Consider the following 20,370-nt stretch of genomic DNA (forward strand, 5'->3'; position numbering starts at 1 on the left):
ATACAATGATTTATAAAACATTTCAGCCTTTTCATTTGCTGCTATTCATTGAAAACTTCCTATCGCTTCGCGCGTTTAATTGTAAAGTTTTTTGAATAAAAAGAAACCCTTTTGATCTTAGAGATACTTTATAGCTAATAGATGTTTTCAATTTAATCTAAAAGATTAGTGTTAAAAAAAGTTACCCCTCTGATATTGTCTTTGATAGTGTTGAGTTTGAGCTCCTGGGCTCAAAAAACAATTATTAAGGGGAAAGTAATAGATGCTAATTCAGGTGACCCTGTTCCTTTTGCCAATATTGTTTTCCAGGGTACATCCATAGGTACAAGCACAAACTTTGAAGGGGTATATCAATTAGAGACGGATAGCCCCACCGATTCTATGACAGCGTCATATGTAGGATATATTACCCGTTCGAAACCTGTCAGAAAAGGACAGACACAGGTCATAGATTTTCAACTTTTTGAGAATGTCATTAACCTGCAGGAAATCGTATTTGTAGCGGGTGAAAATCCGGCATTTGAAATAATGCGGGATGTTGTTGATAATAAAAAGAAGAATAACAAAAGATCTCTCGAGGCTTATCAATATGAAACCTATACAAAGATTGAAGTTGACGTAGATAACATCACAGACAATTTTAAGAAAAAGAAGATCGTCAAGAAGATCACCCAGGTAATGGACAGTGTAGAACGTCTGGCTGGTGAAGACGGCAGGCCGATATTACCCGTGTTTATTTCAGAATCACTATCAGAGTATTATTACCGCAATGAACCCAAACTTCAGCATGAAAAGATCCTTAAATCTAAGATAACAGGTGTGGGAGTAGGGGACGGGTCACTGGTTTCACAATTTATAGGATCCTCTTTCCAGGAATACAATTTTTATCAAAACTGGCTCAATATTGTAGGCAAAGAGTTTGTCTCACCTATTGCGGACTCATGGAAGGTATATTACGAATACGACCTGATAGACAGTGCAGAGATAGAAGGCCACTATTGCTATCGATTAGATTTTTTTCCCAAAAGTGAGCAGGATCTCGCCTTTAAGGGAAGCATGTGGATCACCAAAAATGAATATGCACTGAAACAAATTGATGCCACCGTTTCTCCATCAGCGAACCTGAACTATGTTGAAAAGATAAAAATACAACAGGCTTTGGAACCAAGTTCGGCTGGTCCATGGATCCCTACCAAAAATCGCGTACTCTTAGACATTGGTGAAGTAACCAACAACATGGCGGGAGTGCTGGCTAAATTCTATACCAGTAACAAAAAGATTGTGGTGAATAAACCACGTGATCTGAAATTTTATGCGATGCCCATACAAGTGGCAGAAGATTTTAAGATAGGTAATACGGACGAATACTGGGATGGGCATCGACACGAACCCCTGAGTTTAACAGAGTTGAGTGTTTATCAAATGATTGATACCCTGAAAAACATTCCGGTTGTAAAAACATATACAGAGATCCTAAAGATAGCCATCAATGGTTACAAGAAAGTTGGAAAAGTTGACATTGGTCCTTATTTGGGCGTATATGCTAATAACAGTATTGAGGGAAACCGCTTTCAGCTTGGTTTTCGTACGAATATTGATTTTAGTAATAAATGGATATTTGGAGGTCGCATGGCTTACGGAATGAAAGATACCAAGATAAAGTATCATGGCTTTGCAGAACGTATTTTAGACCGTAACCGATGGACCACTGTTAGGGCAGAGTTTGGGCGCGATATTGATCAGGTGGGACTGGCAGCGGAAGACCTGATTGGTAATAGTGTTTTTTTGGCTGCCACGCGCTTTGGTGATCTTATAAGACCGTATTATTATAAACAAGGTAAATTCACGGTACAAAGAGAACTCTTTAAAGGTTTTACGCAAAAAGCCCTTTTTCGATACCGGGATTTTAACCCGGCCGTTGGGTATAATTTTGCCTATATAACGGATCTGGAAGCTAACGATCCGTCTCCACCTCTGGCCAATACGTTTAAAACTTCAGAACTGATATTGGAAGCCAGGTACGCTAAGGATGAAGTCTTTGTGCAAAACGATAATCAACGCCTGAGTATCGGAACATTGAAGTGGCCAATATTTACACTCAGGTATACGCGAGGGCTAAAAGGCGTATTTGGTGGTGATTTTGATTATAATAAAATCACATTCAACATAGAAAAAGGATTGAAAATGGGCTTTTTCGGGACCTCTAACTTTTCCATTACTGCCGAACATATTTTTGAAACGCTTCCTTATCCGTTGTTGAAAGCTCATATTGGTAATGAATCCGTCTTTTATACTACAGCAGCTTTTAATCTCATGAATTTTTCCGAGTTTGCCAGCGATAGCTATGCTTCACTCAGATACAATCACTTTTTTCAGGGATTTCTATTGAATAGAATCCCGCTGATGAAAAAATTAAAATGGAGACTATTGGCTTCTGCCAATGTTTTATATGGGGACCTCTCCAGTGAAAATCGTGCTCTGATACCGGAGTTTGATGGTGAGGGCCGGGAGGTAGAGCCAATAAGTGGCCTTGGTAATGAACCATATGTTGAGGTAGGGTATGGTATAGAGAATATCCTGAAAGTGATCCGTGTTGATTTCATCCATCGTCTGAACTACCTGGACAAGCCGGATGTAGATAAATTTGGAGTTAAGGTTAGCTTTCAGTTTATCTTGTAATCTATTCAATGATCCATTTTACCTGGATTTCTATGAGAGTATAATAATTCTCAAGGCATTTTTCTTCTTACAATCCATCTGCTCTACTTTTGTTTTGCCAAGCTATCCGCATATCGTGTATCAACCTCACCTGCTTTATAAAGCACATGGACTTAATATATTAACTTTGTAGGACGCTATAAAAGATCTAGTGCTTAGATTTACTGACATGTATTTTTGTAGAATTAGTATAGTCATTCTGATGGTGACAGTAATGATGCAGTGTGTGCCACGTTCAAATGATTCCATAGAGGATGTATCAACCGAAAATATCCGGTTGGTGATGGAATACCTGGGTGACGTCGTGAAATCTGACCCCTCGAATAGCAAGGCCTATTTTCGTATAGCGATGCTTCAGAAAGAAAACCAAAACCCTGAAAAAGCGCTACAGGCCATAGATCGTGCCATTCAGATTGAATATGCTGATCCTAAATACTTTTTGACAAAAGGCGATATCCTGACTGACCTGGGCAATGCACAGGAGGCAATTGAATGGTTACTGAAAGCCGAAGCAGCAGGAGATAAAAATAGGGACCTCTATCGTTTGCTGGCACAAAACTATTTAAAGATGGACCGCCCTGATATGGCACGTAATGCTGTAGACAGACTGCTGAGAATTGATGATAGAGATCTAAGCCATGTGTTAGCCGGCAAAGCTTACCTCGAACTGGGCGACACCACATTGGCGATAAACCAATTTAAACAGGCTATTTTACGCAATGCTGATAATATTTCAGCCCATTCCGGACTGGCGGATATTTACGAAGCTCAGGGTGATCTAAAAACTGCAGAAGAGGAACTGGACATTGCATTGGCACTCGAAAATGGTAATCTTTTATTTCTGAGGAAAAAAGGTGAGCTGTTATCCGCCAGGCAATCATATGACAGTGCGCTTCAGTTATACAAAAATATCGCAGCACTTCAACCCGAACATAAGTCTTACCTGGACCTGGCCACCATCTTTTATCGTATGGGACATTTTGACTCCACGTTGCTTACTCTTGATCAACCTTTATTGAATGATCATTATTATGAGGAAGTATTATTGCTGAAAGCCAGGGCCAAAAACGAGGTGCGTGACTACAGCGAAGCTATATTACTTTATTCACAAATACTGGAAAAGGATTCTACTCACAATTTAGCGACCACCGAGCTGGATAAGTTAAGGAGAAAAGTATCATATTTGCAGCGTCAGGAACAAAGACGCCGGGCGTTGGATTCGGTTGTCAATAATCCACCGCCATCTTTGAATAGAAAAGGAATAGAAAATTAAGAATAAATGATCAAGATCACCTTACCAGACGGTTCTGTAAGGGAATATGAACCAGGTGTTACCAGTCATGAAATAGCATTAAGCATTAGTGAAGGACTGGCACGTAATGTACTTTCCGCAAGAGTAAATGGAGAAGTGTGGGACTCAAATCGTCCGATACAGGAGGATGCGACGGTACAATTACTGACCTGGAATGATGATGACGGAAAGTCCACATTCTGGCATTCTTCAGCTCACGTGCTCGCAGAAGCGCTTGAAGCTTTATATCCCGGTGTAAAATTTGGCATAGGTCCACCTATAGATAACGGGTTTTATTATGATATAGACCTTGGAGATCAGGAGTTTGGTGAAGATGATCTGGAGCAGGTAGAGAAAAAAATGCTCGAACTGGCTCGAGGTAAAAGTCAGTTTGTGAGAAAGGACATCGGCAAAGCAGAAGCAGTCGATTACTACAATGGTAAAGGGGATGAGTACAAGCTGGAGCTACTGGAAGGCCTGGAAGACGGACAGATCACATTTTATGAGCAGGGAAACTTTACCGACCTCTGTCGGGGCCCACATATTCCGCACACTGGTTTTATCAAAGCCATCAAATTGATGAACGTAGCGGGAGCATACTGGCGTGGTGATGAAAAGAGAAAGCAGTTGACTCGTATCTATGGCGTTTCGTTCCCGAAACAAAAAGAGTTAACAGAATACCTTGAACTGCTTGAAGAGGCCAAAAAGCGTGACCATCGTAAGTTAGGAAAAGAGTTAGAACTGTTCACTTTTTCAGAAAAAGTAGGCATGGGTTTGCCATTGTGGCTACCCAAAGGCACTATTCTTCGTGAAAGACTGGAAAACTTTATGCGCCGGGCCCAGATAAAAGCCGGGTACGATCCTGTGGTGACACCGCATATAGGAAGTAAAGCACTTTATGTTACCTCAGGGCATTATGAAAAGTATGGTGAAGATTCTTTTAAACCCATTAACACGCCACATGAGGGGGAAGAGTTCTTATTAAAACCTATGAACTGCCCTCATCATTGTGAAATATACAAGTCAAAACCCCGGTCCTATAAAGACTTACCGATACGGTATGCGGAGTTTGGTACCGTTTATCGCTATGAGCAAAGCGGTGAACTCCATGGATTGACCAGGGTAAGAGGTTTTACCCAGGATGATGCACATATTTTCTGTCGCCCTGAGCAGGTAAAAGAGGAGTTTATCAAAGTTATAAACTTAGTATTATACACTTTTAAAGCTCTCGGGTTTGACAATTATACCGCCCAAGTATCTTTACGTGACCCTGAAAATAAGTCTAAGTACATTGGAGATGATGCACTATGGGAAAAAGCTGAGCGTCAGATCCAGGAAGCGGCAGATGAATGTGGTTTGATCACTGTAACAGAGGTGGGAGAAGCAGCATTTTATGGCCCTAAGCTGGACTTTATGGTGAAAGATGCGTTGGGCCGTAGCTGGCAGTTAGGCACAATTCAGGTGGATTATACCTTGCCAGAACGTTTTCAACTCGAATACATTGGCTCTGACAATCAGCGACATCGACCAGTGATGATCCACCGTGCGCCATTTGGTTCTATGGAACGTTTTGTAGCGGTATTGATAGAACACTGTGCCGGTAACTTCCCATTATGGTTAGCACCTGAGCAGATTGCGGTGCTTCCCATTTCTGAGAAATATCATGATTATGCTCAGCAAGTGCTTACAACGTTGAGTGAGCAGGATATCAGAGGTTTTCTGGACAATCGTGATGAAAAAATCGGACGTAAGATCAGAGATGCTGAAGTGCAAAAAGTGCCTTACATGCTCATAGTGGGAGAAAAAGAGGAAAGTGAGGAAAAAGTAGCGGTACGGAAGCATGGTCAGGGAGACCAGGGAAGCCTCGCGCTAACAGAATTTGTAGAAAAATTCAGAGCGGAAATAGTATTGTGAAGTTATTTCTTTCCTTTTTATAAGCCTTTTTGGTTTTGATAAATCGAAAATATATATGGATATTTGCATCCCTGTTGGCGGAAGCAGACGGGAACTGTTTTTTTATAATTAAACTTAGGAGGTAAAAATTAGTAAACGACCATATCAGAGAAGGGGCTTTCGCGGTAGAGTGGAAGAGCCTTACAAAGTCAATGAAAAGATCACAGCTGATCGTGTGAGGCTTGTGGGTGAGAATGTACCCGTTGACGTGTATCCTACGGATAAAGCCATACAGATGGCTAAAGAGAAAAATCTCGATCTCGTAGAAATATCTCCTAAAGCTGATCCTCCGGTTTGTAAGATCATTGATTACTCTAAGTTTAAGTACGATCAAAAGAAAAAACAGAAGGAGATTAAGGCCAAAGCTCAAAAAACGGTGATCAAAGAGATCCGGTTTGGCCCTAATACCGAAGAACATGATTTTAATTTTAAATTGAAACATGCGATTAGCTTTTTGGAAGATGGGTCTAAAGTGAAAGCCTATGTTCATTTTGTAGGAAGGACGATAGTTTTTAAAGAGAGAGGAGAGATCCTATTATTGAAATTTGCTCAGTCTTTGGAAGACTATGGCAAGGTAGAGCAGTTGCCTAAGCTGGAAGGGAAACGTATGATCATGTTCATCTCTCCTAAGGCACTTAAGAAAAAGTAAGAATACAGATCGATCAAATTATATAGTAATGCCAAAAGTAAAGACGAAATCCGGGGCCAAGAAAAGGTTTAAGTTAACCGGGACAGGTAAGATTAAGCGAAAGCATGCTTTCAAAAGCCACATTCTTACCAAAAAGGGAACAAAGCAGAAGAGAGCTCTGACACACACTGGGTTAGTTAACAAAGCTGATGAACCTAATGTGAAAGCAATGCTTAACATCTAGTAGAAGATGTATTAATGCTGTCTGAAAAGACAGCCAGGTTTAATTGTATCACCCGATCATATGGCCCAAAAGAAGTTGAATTCAACTCGCCTGTGATCAAAAACAAAAATTAAAATGCCAAGATCAGTCAATCATGTAGCCTCAAAGGCTCGTAGAAAAAAAATCCTCAAAGTAGCCAAAGGATACTGGGGTAGAAGAAAAAATGTATGGACAGTAGCTAAAAATGCTGTCGAAAAAGGATGGACTTACGCATATCGCGATAGAAAAGCCAAAAAGAGAGATTTCAGAAAACTTTGGATCCAAAGAATTAATGCCGGTGCTCGTATGCATGGAATGTCTTACTCTCAGCTGATGGGTAACCTTAAGAAAGCAAACGTAGATTTGAATAGAAAGGTACTGGCCGATCTCGCCATGAACCACCCCGAGGCCTTTGAAGCTATCGTGAAAAAAGTAAAGTAAGTAATCACTAAAGATCTGTAGTGTAAACCCCGGCCGAAAGGCCGGGGTTTTGTTTTTTAAAATTCAACCAATAATGGCCATTTCGTTTAGTGTGAATTCCTCTATTGCTCCATCAGTAGCTTTGGCGTAATTAGCCAAATGAGAGTTATTTACATGTTTTTTCCATAGTTCACGACTGGTCCAGTTTTCATAAAACAAAAGGAGGTTTTGGTTTTCGTTATCCTGGTGCAGGTCATAGTTAATGCAACCTTGCTCTGACCGGGTAGTGTCAATAAGTTTTAATAACTCTTGTTTGACCAGGTCTCGTTTTTCATCTTTTGCTAAAATTTTGGCTACAATGGTTAATTTTTGATTGCTCATGATTTGATTTTCGATCTTTAAGTGTACTATATTTATAGGATCAGCTTTTACTTAAAACTCACTGCGCATATCCAGGCTAAGGTGGTTTAGAAACTATTGATCTGCCTGCTTATATCCAGGAAACATAGTCTATAGTGTTTCAAATAAAATTGCCCCAATGATTTTTATTTCGTTGGTATCTCAATCTTTTCGTTCCAAATATATTTACCAAACCACTGCCAGTTATGCCACATAGCTGCCAGCCTTTCCTTTGGTTTATTAATTCCGTGCCCAAACCCTTTGTAAATAATTAACTTTGTATCTACGCCTACATCCTGAAGGCCTTGAAACAACTCATATGCATTAGCAGGAGGGACCCTTTTATCAAATTCGCCATGTTGTATCAATGTAGGAGTGGAAGCACTATTTATATTTGTCATCGGTGAAGTCTTTTCATATACTTTCTTGTCTGACCAGGGAGTAGCTTTTAAATACTGCCGGGTAAACGGGTGGATATCCGTATTGACATAATAGGTCATCCAGTTTGAAATCCCTGCACCCACAGAAATGGCTTTGAACTTTTTTGAGTTAGTGGTCAAAAAAGCGGATATGTATCCTCCCTGACTCCATCCCATTGAAGCTACTTTATCGCCGTCAATGATGCCTTTATCCTCTAAATATTTCACCCCGGATAATACATCCCAGGAATCTCCCACACCTAAATTCTTGACATTTAATGACCTGAATTTTTCGCCGTAACCCGCTGAACCTCTATAATTTGGTCTTAATATTAAGGCGCCTTTGTTAAGCCATTGGAGCATCGGATACACATAAGAAGGTGTTGCACCGGGTGTGGATATACCTGTTGGTCCACCATGGATGATCACCATAAGCGGATACTTTTTGTTAGGATCGTAATTCTGGGGTTTATGCAGGACGCCCTCTATGGCCGTGCCATCCTCACTTTCCCATGAAATAACCTCACTTTTGGCCACTAACCAATGCTGAATTTGTCTGGTTGACTGAGTTAATGGTTTTGGAACGTTTAATGGATAGCCACCAACATACACTTCCGTTAAGTCATCGTCGTTTACTCCTGTATATGCCAGTTTTTTGCCATCTTTTGAGAAAGAAAAATTCCATACCCTTTCAAGGCCGTTGGAGAGTATGGTGGCATTGCCTTTTTTTGGATCTATTCTTATCATTTGCCTGACAGTCTTTTGCCAGGACAAAGCAAATATTCCGTTTTTGTTCCACTGCAGGCGAAACAGGTCCTCATCAAAGTCTTTAGCCAATTGCTGATTGTCAGAACCGTCCACGTTAATTCTAAACAGCTTTCCATTCAGGTAATAATTGGAAGTACTATCGTTAAGACTTGTTTGATACAGGATCGACCTTCCATCCGGAGACCAATCCACCAAACCATCATAACTCATATTGTTAACCAAAATTTCATAGCTTTTAGAAGCGATATCATAAATGGAAATATCTGCTTTAAAAAAGGTATTTCTTAGAGGGTTAGGTTGATGTTCAATAGCTAATTTTTTTCCGTTGGGTGACCATTTGAAACTATTTACAGAAAAGTTGACACTATCGAGTAATAGTTTCGGTTTTAGCTTCCGGGTGTAGACGGAGTCTTTAATCTGTTCAGGCAACGGCATCTCATTCAATCGTGATGGATTGAAATCTGTGATCCAGATTTGGTTTAAGCTATATTCTGCGTCTTCAACAGCAAAGCCACCATATTTCTCTTTTCGTTTTTTTTCTTCTTTGGATTTATCTTCAGATTGGAGAAAAGCTATTTTCTTACCATCCGGTGACCATTCAAAGTCGAAGATATTGTTTTCAGTGTTAGTGATCTGAAAAGACTCTCCCCCGACTAAACGGATCACTTGCAGTTGTGTTTTCTCTCCTCGTTTTGACAAAAAAGCTATCCATTGACCGTCGGGAGACCACTTTGGGTGATTACTGCTATGATTAAGATTATTTGTGAGCTGAAATGGAGTTGCTCCATTTTTTGAAAGCCATAGTTCTCTATCATATCGGTTTTCTTTCCAATCTACCGATTGTGACTCAAACACTACATGATTGCCATCAGGTGATATGACAGCATTAGACACAGACTGTAGTGAGATCACTTCTTCAAATGAGGGCGCTTTTAGAGCCTGGGCATTTGACATGCTTGTAAGGCCTGAAATTAATGTGATTAGAAATGCTCTTTTCATCAGGTTAATGGTTTAACGTTTGGTGTATGGTTTTTTAGTACAATTTATCCCTTAGGTACTGGTGAAGGTTCTGCTTTTCATTAGTCCAGGCTAAAGAAGATATTTTCTATCCTTTGTTGACTTTGATAAATTAGACCTTTTTTACGCCCTTTGATTCAAAATCTACTTCATTTGTATTGCTTATTATCATTCCGTCGGAAATAAATAACTCTTTTATTTTTTGGTCATCAATAACACAGTTTACATTAGTGAAAAGGTCAAAAAAACAGTGGTTAACTTGTCAATATCCTTCCTGTCTTTTGTATTACTTAATGGAGAAAAAAGCAACACACTATCGTTTTCTGATAGATTTAATGTCTTTTCAAAATGAAGCCCTATCTTATTCAAAAGCTTGATTGAAGCAATATTATTAGGATCAGTGATAGCCACAACCTTATGTATACCCAGGCTATTCTTGGCATAAGTCAAGGTTGCGTTTGCCATTTCAAACCCATAACCTAATCCTGAATATTCGGGAAGCATGGCAAACCCAATATCAATGTTTTCCAGTGTAGCTCTATTTACCAGGCCACACATTCCAATGGGTGTGCCGGGATCCTTTAATTGAACTAACCAAAGACCATATCCGTGTTCCTTATAACTTTTTATTGGGCCATTTTTTAAATAATTTTCAGCACTGTCAACACTCTTAACGCCCTTATCTCCAATAAATTTGAGCCAATCGGGTGTGTTGACCAATTTTAAAATAAAATCAGCATCGCTTATTTCAAATTCACGAAGGGAAAGCCTTTCTGTTTCAAGTATTGTTTTTGGTGCCATTTACGATTCTCTAATCACTGTCAACGATAGTTTATCTCTAAACCTTAAATTACAAAAACTAAAGTGTCTTCCGCTTAAAAAGGCCCGTTTTGAGGACAGGCTACACTGGCTAAAAGCATTCAGATATAGACACTTTGTATATTTATTATTTCTCGGTTCCTATCAACTCATTCAAAATTTGACTTAATTCTTCTGACCTGTTCATTACCATGAAATGCCCGGCTTTTTTTATGATAAAGGCACTTTCATTTTTTGAACATCCCAAAAGCCGATCTGACGATCCATGAATTCTGATCATGTTACCAGGTATTTCCACATTATTCCATTTTGTAATTCCCTTTAGCGCCCATCTGAGAAAATCTACGTCAGTATCCGCTATAATTTTCCTGAGAATACTTTGGTACCTGGGCTCATGTACTCCGAATAACCAGCGGGTCACAAAAAATGGTGGCTTCATCAAGAAATTTGGTATTAGATTCAGCAATCCAGCATGCCCAAATATTCTGAATGCAACGGGAATGTCAGATTTGCTGGAAGCCGATGAAATTAAAATGATTTTCTTAGGCTGAAGAATTTTGTTCAATTCAATGGCCAACATTCCTCCAAAGGAGATGCCAATGATTGAGAACGGTTCATTTTGATCAATTTGGATAGAAAACCTTCGCGCATAATCTTGTAGCGGTTCATTTGATGCTGGTCGGATCCACGAAAGAGGCGTCAGTTCGAAATTAGGATTTAACTCCGAGAAAACCCTCTCATCTACTCCAAGTCCGCCTATTGCATACACTTTCAATTTTTGATCGGGGTTTTAATAAGAAGTAATGTTTCGACTATGCCGGCATAAGATTGAAAGGAGTAGGGTAAGCTCTTTGCTAAGCACAAATAATATGGCCCTTATTACCTATGGGCGATTTTGTTGGCTTGTACCACATGTCTTTCATTATGATAAATAAGTACCCTAAAAGTATCTCCTAATTTCAATTTCATCCACTTCGAAATACTTATAGAAGTTTTAACCTTACTTAAATCTTTGTTTCCGGCTATGTCTAATAATTCTAAGGTCTTCTTTTGTTGTCTGATAAACCGGTCAATACATTTTTTATCCAACGTTTTGTTAATGGGGTCCTTATCTTTGAACGTCGTCATTTTATTCAGCTTTTCTTTGGGTAGCATGCTTTTAGCGAAATAATTCCCCAGAAAACCTGATTTAAAAATAGGCGTACCTTCCTTATTTGACGCTGACATTCTATTTTCAATTTCAGGAAGGTAAAAATCCCCGTATAAATTTAAGTGTTCAAGACATTCTAAAATACTCCAACTCCCCGGGGCATTTCGCCCATTCAGCATTTCGATGGATAGCTCATTGAACTTCTCTGCTTCTTTCAGGTTATTTTGTGTTCTTTTTACCAGGTCCTGCAGCAGATCTTTTGATGCAATATTCATTCTCTTTTTACTACAAACCTCTCTATTTTGTTGTGTTAAAACATTGATTGAAATTAAGATTTTTTAATCCTTGAAAGTGTTTCCGGTGTCATTCTTAAATACGAGGCGATATATTTGTTTGGTATTTCCTGGAAAAGTTGAGGGCTACGCTTTAAAACCCTGTTATATCTTTCTGAAGGAGAAGTCGTTAAAATGTCCCTTTCTCTTTCCATTTGTTGTAAGATAAAATTTTCCAGGATCGTGTACCATATTCCTGTGTTTTCAGGAGAAGACACAACCCAGCTCATAAGTTCCGTTTTTTTGACGGCTTTTAACCTGGTTTTCTTTATGGCTTGAATATAGAAGTCAGATGGCCTTTCATGTATAAATGAATCCAGCGCTGCAATAAGATTGTTTTTATAGCCGAACCGAATGGTTTGTTCCTCAAATTCATCCACAATAAAAATCCTTAAGCTACCATTTACCACCAGGTAGAAGTCGGTGTCAATGCTGCCTTTTGTTTTTAAATAGTCATTCCTGTTCAGCACGAATTCTTTATACCATAAGCGTTGGTTGCTTATTTCCTCGATCAGGATTGAAATAGGATCCATTTTTTTGCCTGCAGGTAGATACACCTAATTATGTCTTTTGTTATATAAAAGTTATAACAATTGCTCCAGGAGGAAATCAACTTGTTTTATTGCACCTTCTTCTTGGTGGAAAAAAATGATCTCTACCTTCTTGCCTTCCTCTTCCAACATCCTGCGATATACCTTTATGTCTTTGGAGTTGTCTTTGTTGATAGATATAATCTTATCTCCTTTTCTTAGTCCCAAATTGTAAGCGGCAGATTCAATGGCAATATTGCTTACCGTAACTTCATCATTGTCTTTTTTCAGTTCGATCCCACTCCTGGAAAATTCAAATGCATTTTCGAAGTTAGAATTTGCTTTTAGGTATAGCATTTTTTTTCTGTAATCTAATATTACATCAAACCTGGAGATGATGACATTACCTAAGATGCCTAAATGGGTCCCGTTTCCAAAAACTCCGGAATCACTCATTGAAACCTGGGCAGCCATTTCACCTAAAGAAGAAGTGCCGATTTTGATCGATTGAATAACCGCCTGTTTGTACTCAGAGCTGGTGTGCAGGCCTCTGCCACTCAGCGTGATTGTCTTTCCGAATTTTTCAAACAAGTCGTTTGTTGTGGCAAATTGTTTTCCAACTCTTAAAGTCAGACCCGCACCAGAATCAAAAAGTACCCGGGTAGTTAAGGTCTCGTTGTTTTTTAGAACAATGGATATCTCAAATTGTGGAATATTGGTATCGTTGTCAAACTTAAACGGGATGGCCTGGTAGTCAGATATGTCAATGTCTTTTATCTTTTTGTAGAATGATAGTTTCTGATGGATGTAATCTATTTTTGTTACGTATTTTTCAAGTAGATCATAGCCTATTGCCCCATCAAATTTTTTTTCAAAAGCTGACAGATCAGACAAAATAAAGTGAAGATTTTTAAGTGTAAAGTTGTCGGCAACGGTCAGGCTTTGATTAGAAACATATTCTAATGATCTCTTAGCATCCGCGCCGGTTACTTCAATTTTTCCATCGACTTTCATGCCTGTTTTTTTTGCCAGCCCGGCATCAAACAAGGAAGGTTCTGCCCCTGTATCAAACATGAAATCCCTTTCCACCCCATTACCGTCTTTAACCTTTATGAACAGATGATCCTGGTGTATCTCGAAAGGCAACTCTGCTATCTGTGCGTTAAGACTTAAAACAGAGACAGTAAAAAGTAATGTATGTATAAAAAAGGATTTCATGGATACTTTAAGTATAGTTAAAGTTTTGCTCTATTCAGAGGTCAAATATAGAGAATGCTTAATGCTCTTTTACAAGTTGTTATGAGCTTTTCTACCTACAAATCTAATGACAGAACCCCTGCCAATATGGTATTTTCCTTCATTTAAAAGAATTTCTTCCTCTTCTAACATCAACATTTCATAATTGCCAAAATCGGCCATCAATTCAGCTTTTGAATAAAGCATATCAATGTCCTTTGGGCCTCCCACCTTAGGATCAAGCTTGTTGTAGTGTAAGTGATTTTTGCTGAAAGCCTCTAAAATAACGATACCACCCGGTTTGAGATAGTCATTTAACTGCTCGTGAAACATCGACTTTCTATTAGCAGAAAAATGAGCGTAGACAAGCCCAATGGCGTCGAATGTTTCTTTTTCAAAAGTAAGTTTTTCAAGATCTCCAACAATATACTCAAGTGTAACCTGGTTTTCCCGGGCAAGCTGTAATGCTTTTGACTGTCCTTCTGCACTTAGGTCAAGCGAGGTTACTTTCCATCCGAGGCGTGCGGCAAATACGCCATTACGTCCTTCTCCATCCGCTGGCATTAATATAGATCCAGCCTCAAATTTCGTGAGCCACTTTTCAAAAAACACGTTAGGTTCTTTACCATATGCAAATTCTCGATCTTTATATCTTTCATCCCATTTCTGTTTCATATTGGTTCTGTTTAAACTTCTGTTAATAATTTGATTACAACGTTTTGTGAGCCGGCAAAAATAATTGTCAGAGCAGCCTGCCGGATAGGACAATAATGTAATTTCACAGGACTTACCCGTAGTTATTTATGTCTGAATGCTTCGGGCGAATAGCCGGTATGTTTTTTGAAGAACCGGATGAAGTAGGAGACATCTTCATATCCCAGGTGGTAAGCTATTTGATTTACCTGGTTTGTGGTGGCAAGAAGATATCTTTTAGATTCCAAAATTATATATTCATTGATCAATTCTGAGCACGTTTTACCTCGTGTTGCTTTCGTGATTGCATTGAGCTGATAGGAGGAAAGGTTCAACATACCGGCATATTGAGATACCTGCTTATGGCTGGAAATATGGGTCTCCAAAAGCTCTGAAAATTCCTCAAGTCGTTCTTGTTCGTATGAATTAACACTATTTGAGGGGTTGTCGCTGTTCTGCCGGATAAGTTCAACAAGGAAAATACCCAGGTTCGCTTTGATGACCTCCTTATACCCTTCTTGTTTGTCAGTGTATTCCTGGAAAATATATGTCAAAATAGAAAGTAATTTTTCGAACCGGTTGACTTCGGATTGATAAAGATTCAAATTACTTGCTTTGCGTAATAACTGGTTGGAGAGCGTGTCATAGGAATAATAGAAATCAGTTTTAAATTGCATCAAGTATCCTGTACTTCCTGCTTTTAGCGTGAGTTGGTGAACCTGCCCGGGGCGCATGAAGAAAACAGAATGGTCGCAAACTTTGTACGATGTAAAGTCTATTTCGTGATCACCAGTTCCTTTTTTCAAAGCCAGTACATAAAAGAAATCATGCCTGTGAAGCTCCTGGATCATGTCTTTTTCGGCAAGTAGACCCTGAACATCCCGTATGCTAAAGCTTTTGAAAAAAAATGATTTTCCTTGTGTTGCATCTATATTCCTTATTGGAATATGCTCCATTTTAGTTTTATTGCTTCTGCTATCGGTTTGCCTCAAAATGTCAAATTGCGAATTATAAAAAGCTTTCCATTAGCGTAAACAGTGTTTTCGGGAAATGGTTGTAGATAGCAAGATGAACTTATAGTCCATTGGTGACTCAAATGTTCGTAACACTCATCAATGTCTTAATAGTTCTAACCTTTGAGGAATTTGACCGATAACTAAACCTTGCACATTAAGTTTACTTCTTTTTGATGCTCTTTGTTTTCTCCATAAACCCCTTTGCTATTTCATCTACCAATATATGATAATTGCCCCATGACTGGTAGACTTCCTGCCCCCATTTTTTGATCATTTCTTTACACGCTGATGCTGACTCTGAATGGCTAAGTACGTCTGTTGTTGTTATGTGTCCGCGTTTTGAAATGGCCGGGGGTGTCAAAAACTCATGTTGCTTATCGATTTTATAAGCATTCAAGTAATCACTTAACTTTGGAGATAGCTCATAGTTCCAGGCCATGTGGTATCTAAAAATCAAGTGCAGCCTTAACAAATGAAAATGGTTATTCCACCTGCCGTGAATTTCAGGGTGCTGCAAAGTATGAGCGTCCACACTGATAAAGCGATATATATGGTTTTCTGCTTTTGAATAGTCAAGGCTTTGAAAGCCTAAATTAAAGATCTCAACACATTCATGTACTCCTTTTATGGTATTGGCCCCACAGAATTGGCACCTACCTGTGTCAAGAAGTGTAATCCCATTCTTCCTGGCTAAATCGATGTAATTTTGCATGAAATACTATGGGTTTGTGGCTAACCTAATAAAATTATCCACAAACCCATAGCCTAACTATAATAATATCCTAGAAATTGAAAAACTGAAAATATTGCGTATGTCTTAAACTGTCATGACTTACGCGATAAACCTGTATTTTCTGTAACACATTATTTAACTTCTAATCTGACATTTTCATATCCAACGAAGCTTATATGCAAGTCATTGGGTCCATCAGCTTTCACTTTGAAAGTGCCGTCAAGGTCAGATACGGTCCCTGTTGTAGTTCCGGTGACCACTATGTTGGCCCCTGGTAACTCCTTACCTTCATCATCATAGACAGTGCCGGACCATTGGCCATCGGAGTATTGAGCGTCTACCTTAAGCCGATCTTTTTTCAGCTGAACTTCCTCTACAACAATTATGCCCTGTGCGCTGTTATCTGCATTAGACTTACCTTCGTTAAGCTTGAAAACAATGGGTAGTGTCATGCGTACTCTTACCGCCTTACCTCTTTGAGATCCCGGCTTAAACTTGGAGGCGTTTTGTACGACTCTCGTAGCCTCGCTGTCACAGTCGGCGTCAATCCCTTTGATGACCTTTACATCTGATAAGGACCCGTCTTTTTCCACGACGAATTGTACATATACACGTCCTTCAATACCTCCAGTCCTGGCTTCTTCTGGATACTTTATTTCACTTGCAACGTAATCATAGAGCGCGTCCAGACCCCCGGGATACTGTGGTAGTTCTTCCACCACCGTGTATACTTCACCGTCCATTTTGTACTCATCAGCGTTGCTTTGGCTAAAAATATCTTTTGTTTTCCCGTCCTGCTCTTCACTGCATGCGAATACTACGAAAAGTATCACACCCAGAGCACCAAGTGTTCCCAATTTCCATGGGCTTACATTTTTTGCTTGTTGTTTCATTGCTATTAGTCGTTTTAAAATTAAACCATCATGAAACGAGCTGGCCAGGCTCAGTCCATTTGTTCTCAAAGTAGAACTGATCAGTATAGACGAATATTGGTCAATGCCGTACGACTTAAGTGCACATGCATCAGCCTGATATTCGTGTATTTTTCTAATTTCTTTATTGATGAACCATGTGGTGGGAAGCCACCAGAAACATACTTTAAACAGCTCGAAGAACATTAAGTCATAGGTGTGTCCCAAAGAGGCATGTGCCTTTTCATGCTTTAAGATAACCTCATAATCTTCTTGGCTTTTATCGATCTCATCACTTAGGAAGATCCAGTTGAAAAAGGTGAAGCTTCCTTTAATATTTGCGACTTTAAGGACATACAGGTCATTAAATTTTTCACAGCTGCTCCTGCGCTCTAAGTAGATCAGATAGAAAAGACTGTTCAGAAATTTGATCAGAAAGAACACACTAATGGTCACATATATCCAGATGAGCAAGTCAGGGTTCCAGATCGAAGCATCGGCCTTAGTAGTTACGGTCATAGCATCCAGCTGGATGGTTTCCAAGGGCATCGTATGTATAGGGTCATTGCTTTGAAATAATAGCTTTGGCAGTTTGATCAATGGGATGATAAGCGCCAGAAGGGTGGAGGCCAGAAGATAAAATCTCATTTTAGCATACTGTCGTTCTTTTCTTAGAAAAAACCAATACCCCAGCACCAGTGCAATATGGATAATCGAAAATTCTGTTAAATAATTGCTCATGCGTCTTTGTTTTTGAGGTCATTAAGGAGTTGCTCCAATTCACTGAGGCTAAGGTTGTCCTCCTTGGTAAAAAAGGAAACCATTTGCTGATAAGAGCCACTGAAGTACCTTTTTACAAATCCTTTCATAAATGACCGGGTATAAGCTTCTTTAGTGATCAAAGGGTAATATTTATGGGACTTACCATGTATTTCATGTCCTACGAATCCCTTTTGCTGTAAGATCCGAACGATCGTAGATACGGTATTGTAGGCAGGTTTTGGTTCAGGTAGTTTGGTGATGATGTCCTTTACGAATGCTGAGTCCAGCTGCCATAGGACTTGCATGATTTCGTCTTCGGCTTTCGTTAGTTCTTTCATTACGCTTCTTTGAAACTATTCGATTAGTTTAAACTATATTATTAGTTCAAATATATCGGGGGAAAACCACTTGTCCAAGCAAACAAACTAAAAGTTTAGTTTTGATGATTGGATAGATGTAAAAAGGGGTGGTCATCGCAGGAGATAGTGAGTGATGGCCTCAAAGAAGATGAAGTCAATCTGACTTGGTAAGCCGGAGAATGGGTGTTTCAGTAGTTGGGTTCATGAAAGCAATTCCATTTCTTGTTGTATGTTTTGTTTTGCTTGTGCTTCAAACGTTTTATAAAAAATATCTGTCTTGAATATTCTGTCCATTTCCAAAAAATGGGTTAACACCTTTTTGCGACCTGGATTGTAAATAAGGTCTGGGTAAATGCGATACTCCTTTCTTACGTTCTTATAATACTCGGAATATTTTTTCCAATTTTGCCCTAATACGGAAAGGTCAGTATCTGTAAAATAATTCGTGTCGGAGTCAGGTGATTTACTATGGGATTTGGTGGCTAGAATTTGTCTTTTGCAAAGTTTTATTGTGTCATCAGGAACAGAAATTTTTTTCATTCGTATTTCAGCAAGTTCAGCACTTTTTTCTTCGTTATTTGATTTTAGTGGGTTGTATACTACATCGTGATAATAAAGTGTGAATAATATAGCGTCCCAATTGCGTATTTCTCTTTTTATTTTAATGCATTGAATTAATAGACTTTCAAGATGTTGTAGGGTATGATAATGTCTTTTTTTACTCGAATAGTTTGTCTCGATTTCGTTCCATAGTTCATTGACCAGGTTTTTGTTATCTGTATATTTTATCAAAAGTTCTAAGAAAGTTTTTTTGAGCACTTTTACTATTTTATTTACCGGTAACCAACTAATAACAGGAGCCATTCCTGTTATCAACCTTTCAAATATACTCAAATCTTCAGGCACGCCCGGAGGACTTGTTATTCAGAAATATAGTGTTTGTAAATATTTGATATACAACTTTTACTATTAATACGCGTTTGTCCGGGAGGTGAAATTAAGCTGTGATTCCTGCAATGTGGACCAAAACAAGTTTGTCAAAAATATGCGCTTAGAAATCCTACATTTGCCGCTTTACAAGAAATTGGAATGCATTTGTGTTAGTGTTAGAACAAAAAACTAATATTCTACTTCTAACTCCAGGCCCTTAGCAGATTCAATACACCTGTTCATGTCACGAGCGCCAATATGTGCATTGTATAGTTCTCTTTCCTGGTTGAGTTGTTTTACTGTCTCATATAACTCCTTGTAATGGGCATTTGCCACTTTTTCAGCAGTATCATAGCCTGCTTCAAGTAATACATAGGCGAAGGTATGGTTCACCCAATTTATACGGGAAAGGTCTGCTAATTTCGTAAGCTTCATTATTTCACTCTTACTAATTCCTGCTTCCTTGGAAAGTGAGGTTCTTTTTTCGTCAGTTAGTATCTTGTCATATAATGTAAGCGTATTTTTTATTCCTAGTTTTTCGAGTGTGGCGACCGTTTCTTCCCCTATGCATGTAAAATCTTTTATTCTATTCGGTTTCTGTCGATAGCCGTTTACCACTCTTTTGAGTACAGTTAAGTAATTCTCCTGTAACCCGCTTTGTTTTGAGAATTCATGGATTTTGTTTTTGTCCTTAAGGGCTATTAATAATTCGTCAAGGTTCTCAATGTTATATTTCTTAATAACGTCAAGGTTTTTATCGATATCTTCTTCCAGGACTTTCCAACTTGGGATTAAGTCAGCCCTTTTTAAGACTTCTTTGTACTTATCAATACTGATGCTTTTTAAATTAATATAGTATCCCATTTTATCATTCCTTTATATTGGTATTTGCTCTAGTCAATATGGAGAACAATGCTATTATTCCCAAGCATGATGTTGGTTCGCCTGTGAGCTTTGACCAAGTCTATGCAACCAATAAGCCGGATCTTTCCTATATGCTCATTAGATAAACACTTGTCTTTAA

Annotated in this window: 20 protein-coding genes; 6 read left to right on the top strand and 14 right to left on the bottom strand. The window is 38.9% G+C overall.

Going from position 1 to position 20,370, the window contains the following annotated elements:
- Positions 1-168: 168 nt before the first annotated feature.
- From FNH22_RS09790 to rplT, 6 genes are all read left to right on the top strand, one after another.
- Positions 169-2,679: a DUF5686 and carboxypeptidase-like regulatory domain-containing protein gene (locus FNH22_RS09790; protein ID WP_143398183.1), complete on the top strand. Its 2,511-nt coding sequence runs from the start codon at positions 169-171 to the stop codon at positions 2,677-2,679.
- 265 nt (positions 2,680-2,944) lie between these two features.
- The gene (locus tag FNH22_RS09795) at positions 2,945-3,991 is read left to right on the top strand and encodes a lipopolysaccharide assembly protein LapB (protein ID WP_185154156.1); all 1,047 of its coding nucleotides are present in this window, start codon (positions 2,945-2,947) and stop codon (positions 3,989-3,991) included.
- A gap of 6 nt (positions 3,992-3,997) precedes the next feature.
- On the top strand, positions 3,998-5,923 hold the full coding sequence (thrS, locus tag FNH22_RS09800; protein WP_143398185.1) for a threonine--tRNA ligase: 1,926 nt from the start codon (positions 3,998-4,000) through the stop codon (positions 5,921-5,923).
- 169 nt (positions 5,924-6,092) lie between these two features.
- On the top strand, positions 6,093-6,611 hold the full coding sequence (gene infC, locus FNH22_RS09805; RefSeq protein ID WP_143398186.1) for a translation initiation factor IF-3: 519 nt from the start codon (positions 6,093-6,095) through the stop codon (positions 6,609-6,611).
- Positions 6,612-6,639: 28 nt separating this feature from the next.
- Positions 6,640-6,834, top strand: a complete 195-nt coding sequence (gene rpmI, locus FNH22_RS09810; RefSeq protein WP_143398187.1) for a 50S ribosomal protein L35 — start codon at positions 6,640-6,642, stop codon at positions 6,832-6,834.
- 114 nt (positions 6,835-6,948) lie between these two features.
- Positions 6,949-7,293, top strand: a complete 345-nt coding sequence (rplT, locus tag FNH22_RS09815) for a 50S ribosomal protein L20 (RefSeq protein ID WP_143398188.1) — start codon at positions 6,949-6,951, stop codon at positions 7,291-7,293.
- Positions 7,294-7,356: 63 nt separating this feature from the next.
- Here the strand turns inward: rplT and FNH22_RS09820 are convergent, their stop codons facing one another.
- The 14 genes from FNH22_RS09820 to FNH22_RS09885 form a co-directional block, all read right to left on the bottom strand.
- A complete protein-coding gene (locus FNH22_RS09820) occupies positions 7,357-7,653 on the bottom strand; it encodes a putative quinol monooxygenase (protein ID WP_143398189.1) in 297 nt (98 codons plus the stop codon).
- Positions 7,654-7,817: 164 nt separating this feature from the next.
- Positions 7,818-9,857, bottom strand: a complete 2,040-nt coding sequence (locus tag FNH22_RS09825) for a S9 family peptidase (protein ID WP_143398190.1) — start codon at positions 9,855-9,857, stop codon at positions 7,818-7,820.
- Positions 9,858-10,097: 240 nt separating this feature from the next.
- Entirely contained in the window at positions 10,098-10,676 is a 579-nt protein-coding gene (locus FNH22_RS09830; RefSeq protein ID WP_143398191.1) for a GNAT family N-acetyltransferase, read from the bottom strand.
- A 145-nt stretch (positions 10,677-10,821) separates the two neighbouring features.
- A complete protein-coding gene (locus FNH22_RS09835; RefSeq protein ID WP_143398192.1) occupies positions 10,822-11,469 on the bottom strand; it encodes an alpha/beta hydrolase in 648 nt (215 codons plus the stop codon).
- Positions 11,470-11,573: 104 nt separating this feature from the next.
- Entirely contained in the window at positions 11,574-12,119 is a 546-nt protein-coding gene (locus FNH22_RS09840) for a DinB family protein (protein ID WP_143398193.1), read from the bottom strand.
- Between the two features lie 53 nt (positions 12,120-12,172).
- The gene (locus FNH22_RS09845; protein WP_143398194.1) at positions 12,173-12,709 is read right to left on the bottom strand and encodes a Crp/Fnr family transcriptional regulator; all 537 of its coding nucleotides are present in this window, start codon (positions 12,707-12,709) and stop codon (positions 12,173-12,175) included.
- Between the two features lie 51 nt (positions 12,710-12,760).
- Positions 12,761-13,924, bottom strand: coding sequence for a retropepsin-like aspartic protease (locus FNH22_RS09850; RefSeq protein WP_143398195.1), 1,164 nt, complete (start codon positions 13,922-13,924; stop codon positions 12,761-12,763).
- 69 nt (positions 13,925-13,993) lie between these two features.
- Positions 13,994-14,617, bottom strand: a complete 624-nt coding sequence (locus tag FNH22_RS09855) for a bifunctional 2-polyprenyl-6-hydroxyphenol methylase/3-demethylubiquinol 3-O-methyltransferase UbiG (RefSeq protein ID WP_143398196.1) — start codon at positions 14,615-14,617, stop codon at positions 13,994-13,996.
- A 122-nt stretch (positions 14,618-14,739) separates the two neighbouring features.
- The gene (locus tag FNH22_RS09860) at positions 14,740-15,591 is read right to left on the bottom strand and encodes an AraC family transcriptional regulator (protein WP_143398197.1); all 852 of its coding nucleotides are present in this window, start codon (positions 15,589-15,591) and stop codon (positions 14,740-14,742) included.
- 220 nt (positions 15,592-15,811) lie between these two features.
- Positions 15,812-16,363 carry a DUF5946 family protein gene (locus FNH22_RS09865; protein WP_143398198.1) on the bottom strand — a complete coding sequence of 184 codons (552 nt, stop codon included), beginning with the start codon at positions 16,361-16,363 and terminating at the stop codon, positions 15,812-15,814.
- Between the two features lie 152 nt (positions 16,364-16,515).
- Positions 16,516-18,036: a TonB family protein gene (locus FNH22_RS09870; RefSeq protein ID WP_143398199.1), complete on the bottom strand. Its 1,521-nt coding sequence runs from the start codon at positions 18,034-18,036 to the stop codon at positions 16,516-16,518.
- The gene (locus FNH22_RS09875; RefSeq protein WP_143398200.1) at positions 18,033-18,395 is read right to left on the bottom strand and encodes a BlaI/MecI/CopY family transcriptional regulator; all 363 of its coding nucleotides are present in this window, start codon (positions 18,393-18,395) and stop codon (positions 18,033-18,035) included. Before FNH22_RS09875 ends, FNH22_RS09870 begins: the two co-directional genes overlap by 4 nt.
- A 222-nt stretch (positions 18,396-18,617) precedes the next feature.
- The gene (locus tag FNH22_RS09880; protein WP_255518019.1) at positions 18,618-19,322 is read right to left on the bottom strand and encodes a hypothetical protein; all 705 of its coding nucleotides are present in this window, start codon (positions 19,320-19,322) and stop codon (positions 18,618-18,620) included.
- 213 nt (positions 19,323-19,535) lie between these two features.
- On the bottom strand, positions 19,536-20,210 hold the full coding sequence (locus FNH22_RS09885; RefSeq protein ID WP_143398201.1) for a DUF4332 domain-containing protein: 675 nt from the start codon (positions 20,208-20,210) through the stop codon (positions 19,536-19,538).
- Between the last annotated feature and the right edge of the window lie 160 nt (positions 20,211-20,370).

It is taken from the genome of Fulvivirga sp. M361, assembly GCF_007097395.1.
In the GTDB taxonomy this organism is placed as follows: domain Bacteria; phylum Bacteroidota; class Bacteroidia; order Cytophagales; family Cyclobacteriaceae; genus Fulvivirga.

Coding starts and splice junctions, on each gene's coding strand:
- thrS (WP_143398185.1), top strand. CDS start 3,998: ATGATCAAGATCACCTTACCAGACGGTTCTGTAAGGGAATATGAACCA.
- FNH22_RS09860 (WP_143398197.1), bottom strand. CDS start 15,591: ATGGAGCATATTCCAATAAGGAATATAGATGCAACACAAGGAAAATCA.
- rplT (WP_143398188.1), top strand. CDS start 6,949: ATGCCAAGATCAGTCAATCATGTAGCCTCAAAGGCTCGTAGAAAAAAA.
- FNH22_RS09885 (WP_143398201.1), bottom strand. CDS start 20,210: ATGGGATACTATATTAATTTAAAAAGCATCAGTATTGATAAGTACAAA.
- FNH22_RS09855 (WP_143398196.1), bottom strand. CDS start 14,617: ATGAAACAGAAATGGGATGAAAGATATAAAGATCGAGAATTTGCATAT.
- FNH22_RS09820 (WP_143398189.1), bottom strand. CDS start 7,653: ATGAGCAATCAAAAATTAACCATTGTAGCCAAAATTTTAGCAAAAGAT.
- FNH22_RS09850 (WP_143398195.1), bottom strand. CDS start 13,924: ATGAAATCCTTTTTTATACATACATTACTTTTTACTGTCTCTGTTTTA.
- FNH22_RS09845 (WP_143398194.1), bottom strand. CDS start 12,709: ATGGATCCTATTTCAATCCTGATCGAGGAAATAAGCAACCAACGCTTA.
- FNH22_RS09825 (WP_143398190.1), bottom strand. CDS start 9,857: ATGAAAAGAGCATTTCTAATCACATTAATTTCAGGCCTTACAAGCATG.
- FNH22_RS09840 (WP_143398193.1), bottom strand. CDS start 12,119: ATGAATATTGCATCAAAAGATCTGCTGCAGGACCTGGTAAAAAGAACA.
- FNH22_RS09865 (WP_143398198.1), bottom strand. CDS start 16,363: ATGCAAAATTACATCGATTTAGCCAGGAAGAATGGGATTACACTTCTT.
- FNH22_RS09870 (WP_143398199.1), bottom strand. CDS start 18,036: ATGAGCAATTATTTAACAGAATTTTCGATTATCCATATTGCACTGGTG.
- rpmI (WP_143398187.1), top strand. CDS start 6,640: ATGCCAAAAGTAAAGACGAAATCCGGGGCCAAGAAAAGGTTTAAGTTA.
- FNH22_RS09875 (WP_143398200.1), bottom strand. CDS start 18,395: ATGAAAGAACTAACGAAAGCCGAAGACGAAATCATGCAAGTCCTATGG.
- FNH22_RS09830 (WP_143398191.1), bottom strand. CDS start 10,676: ATGGCACCAAAAACAATACTTGAAACAGAAAGGCTTTCCCTTCGTGAA.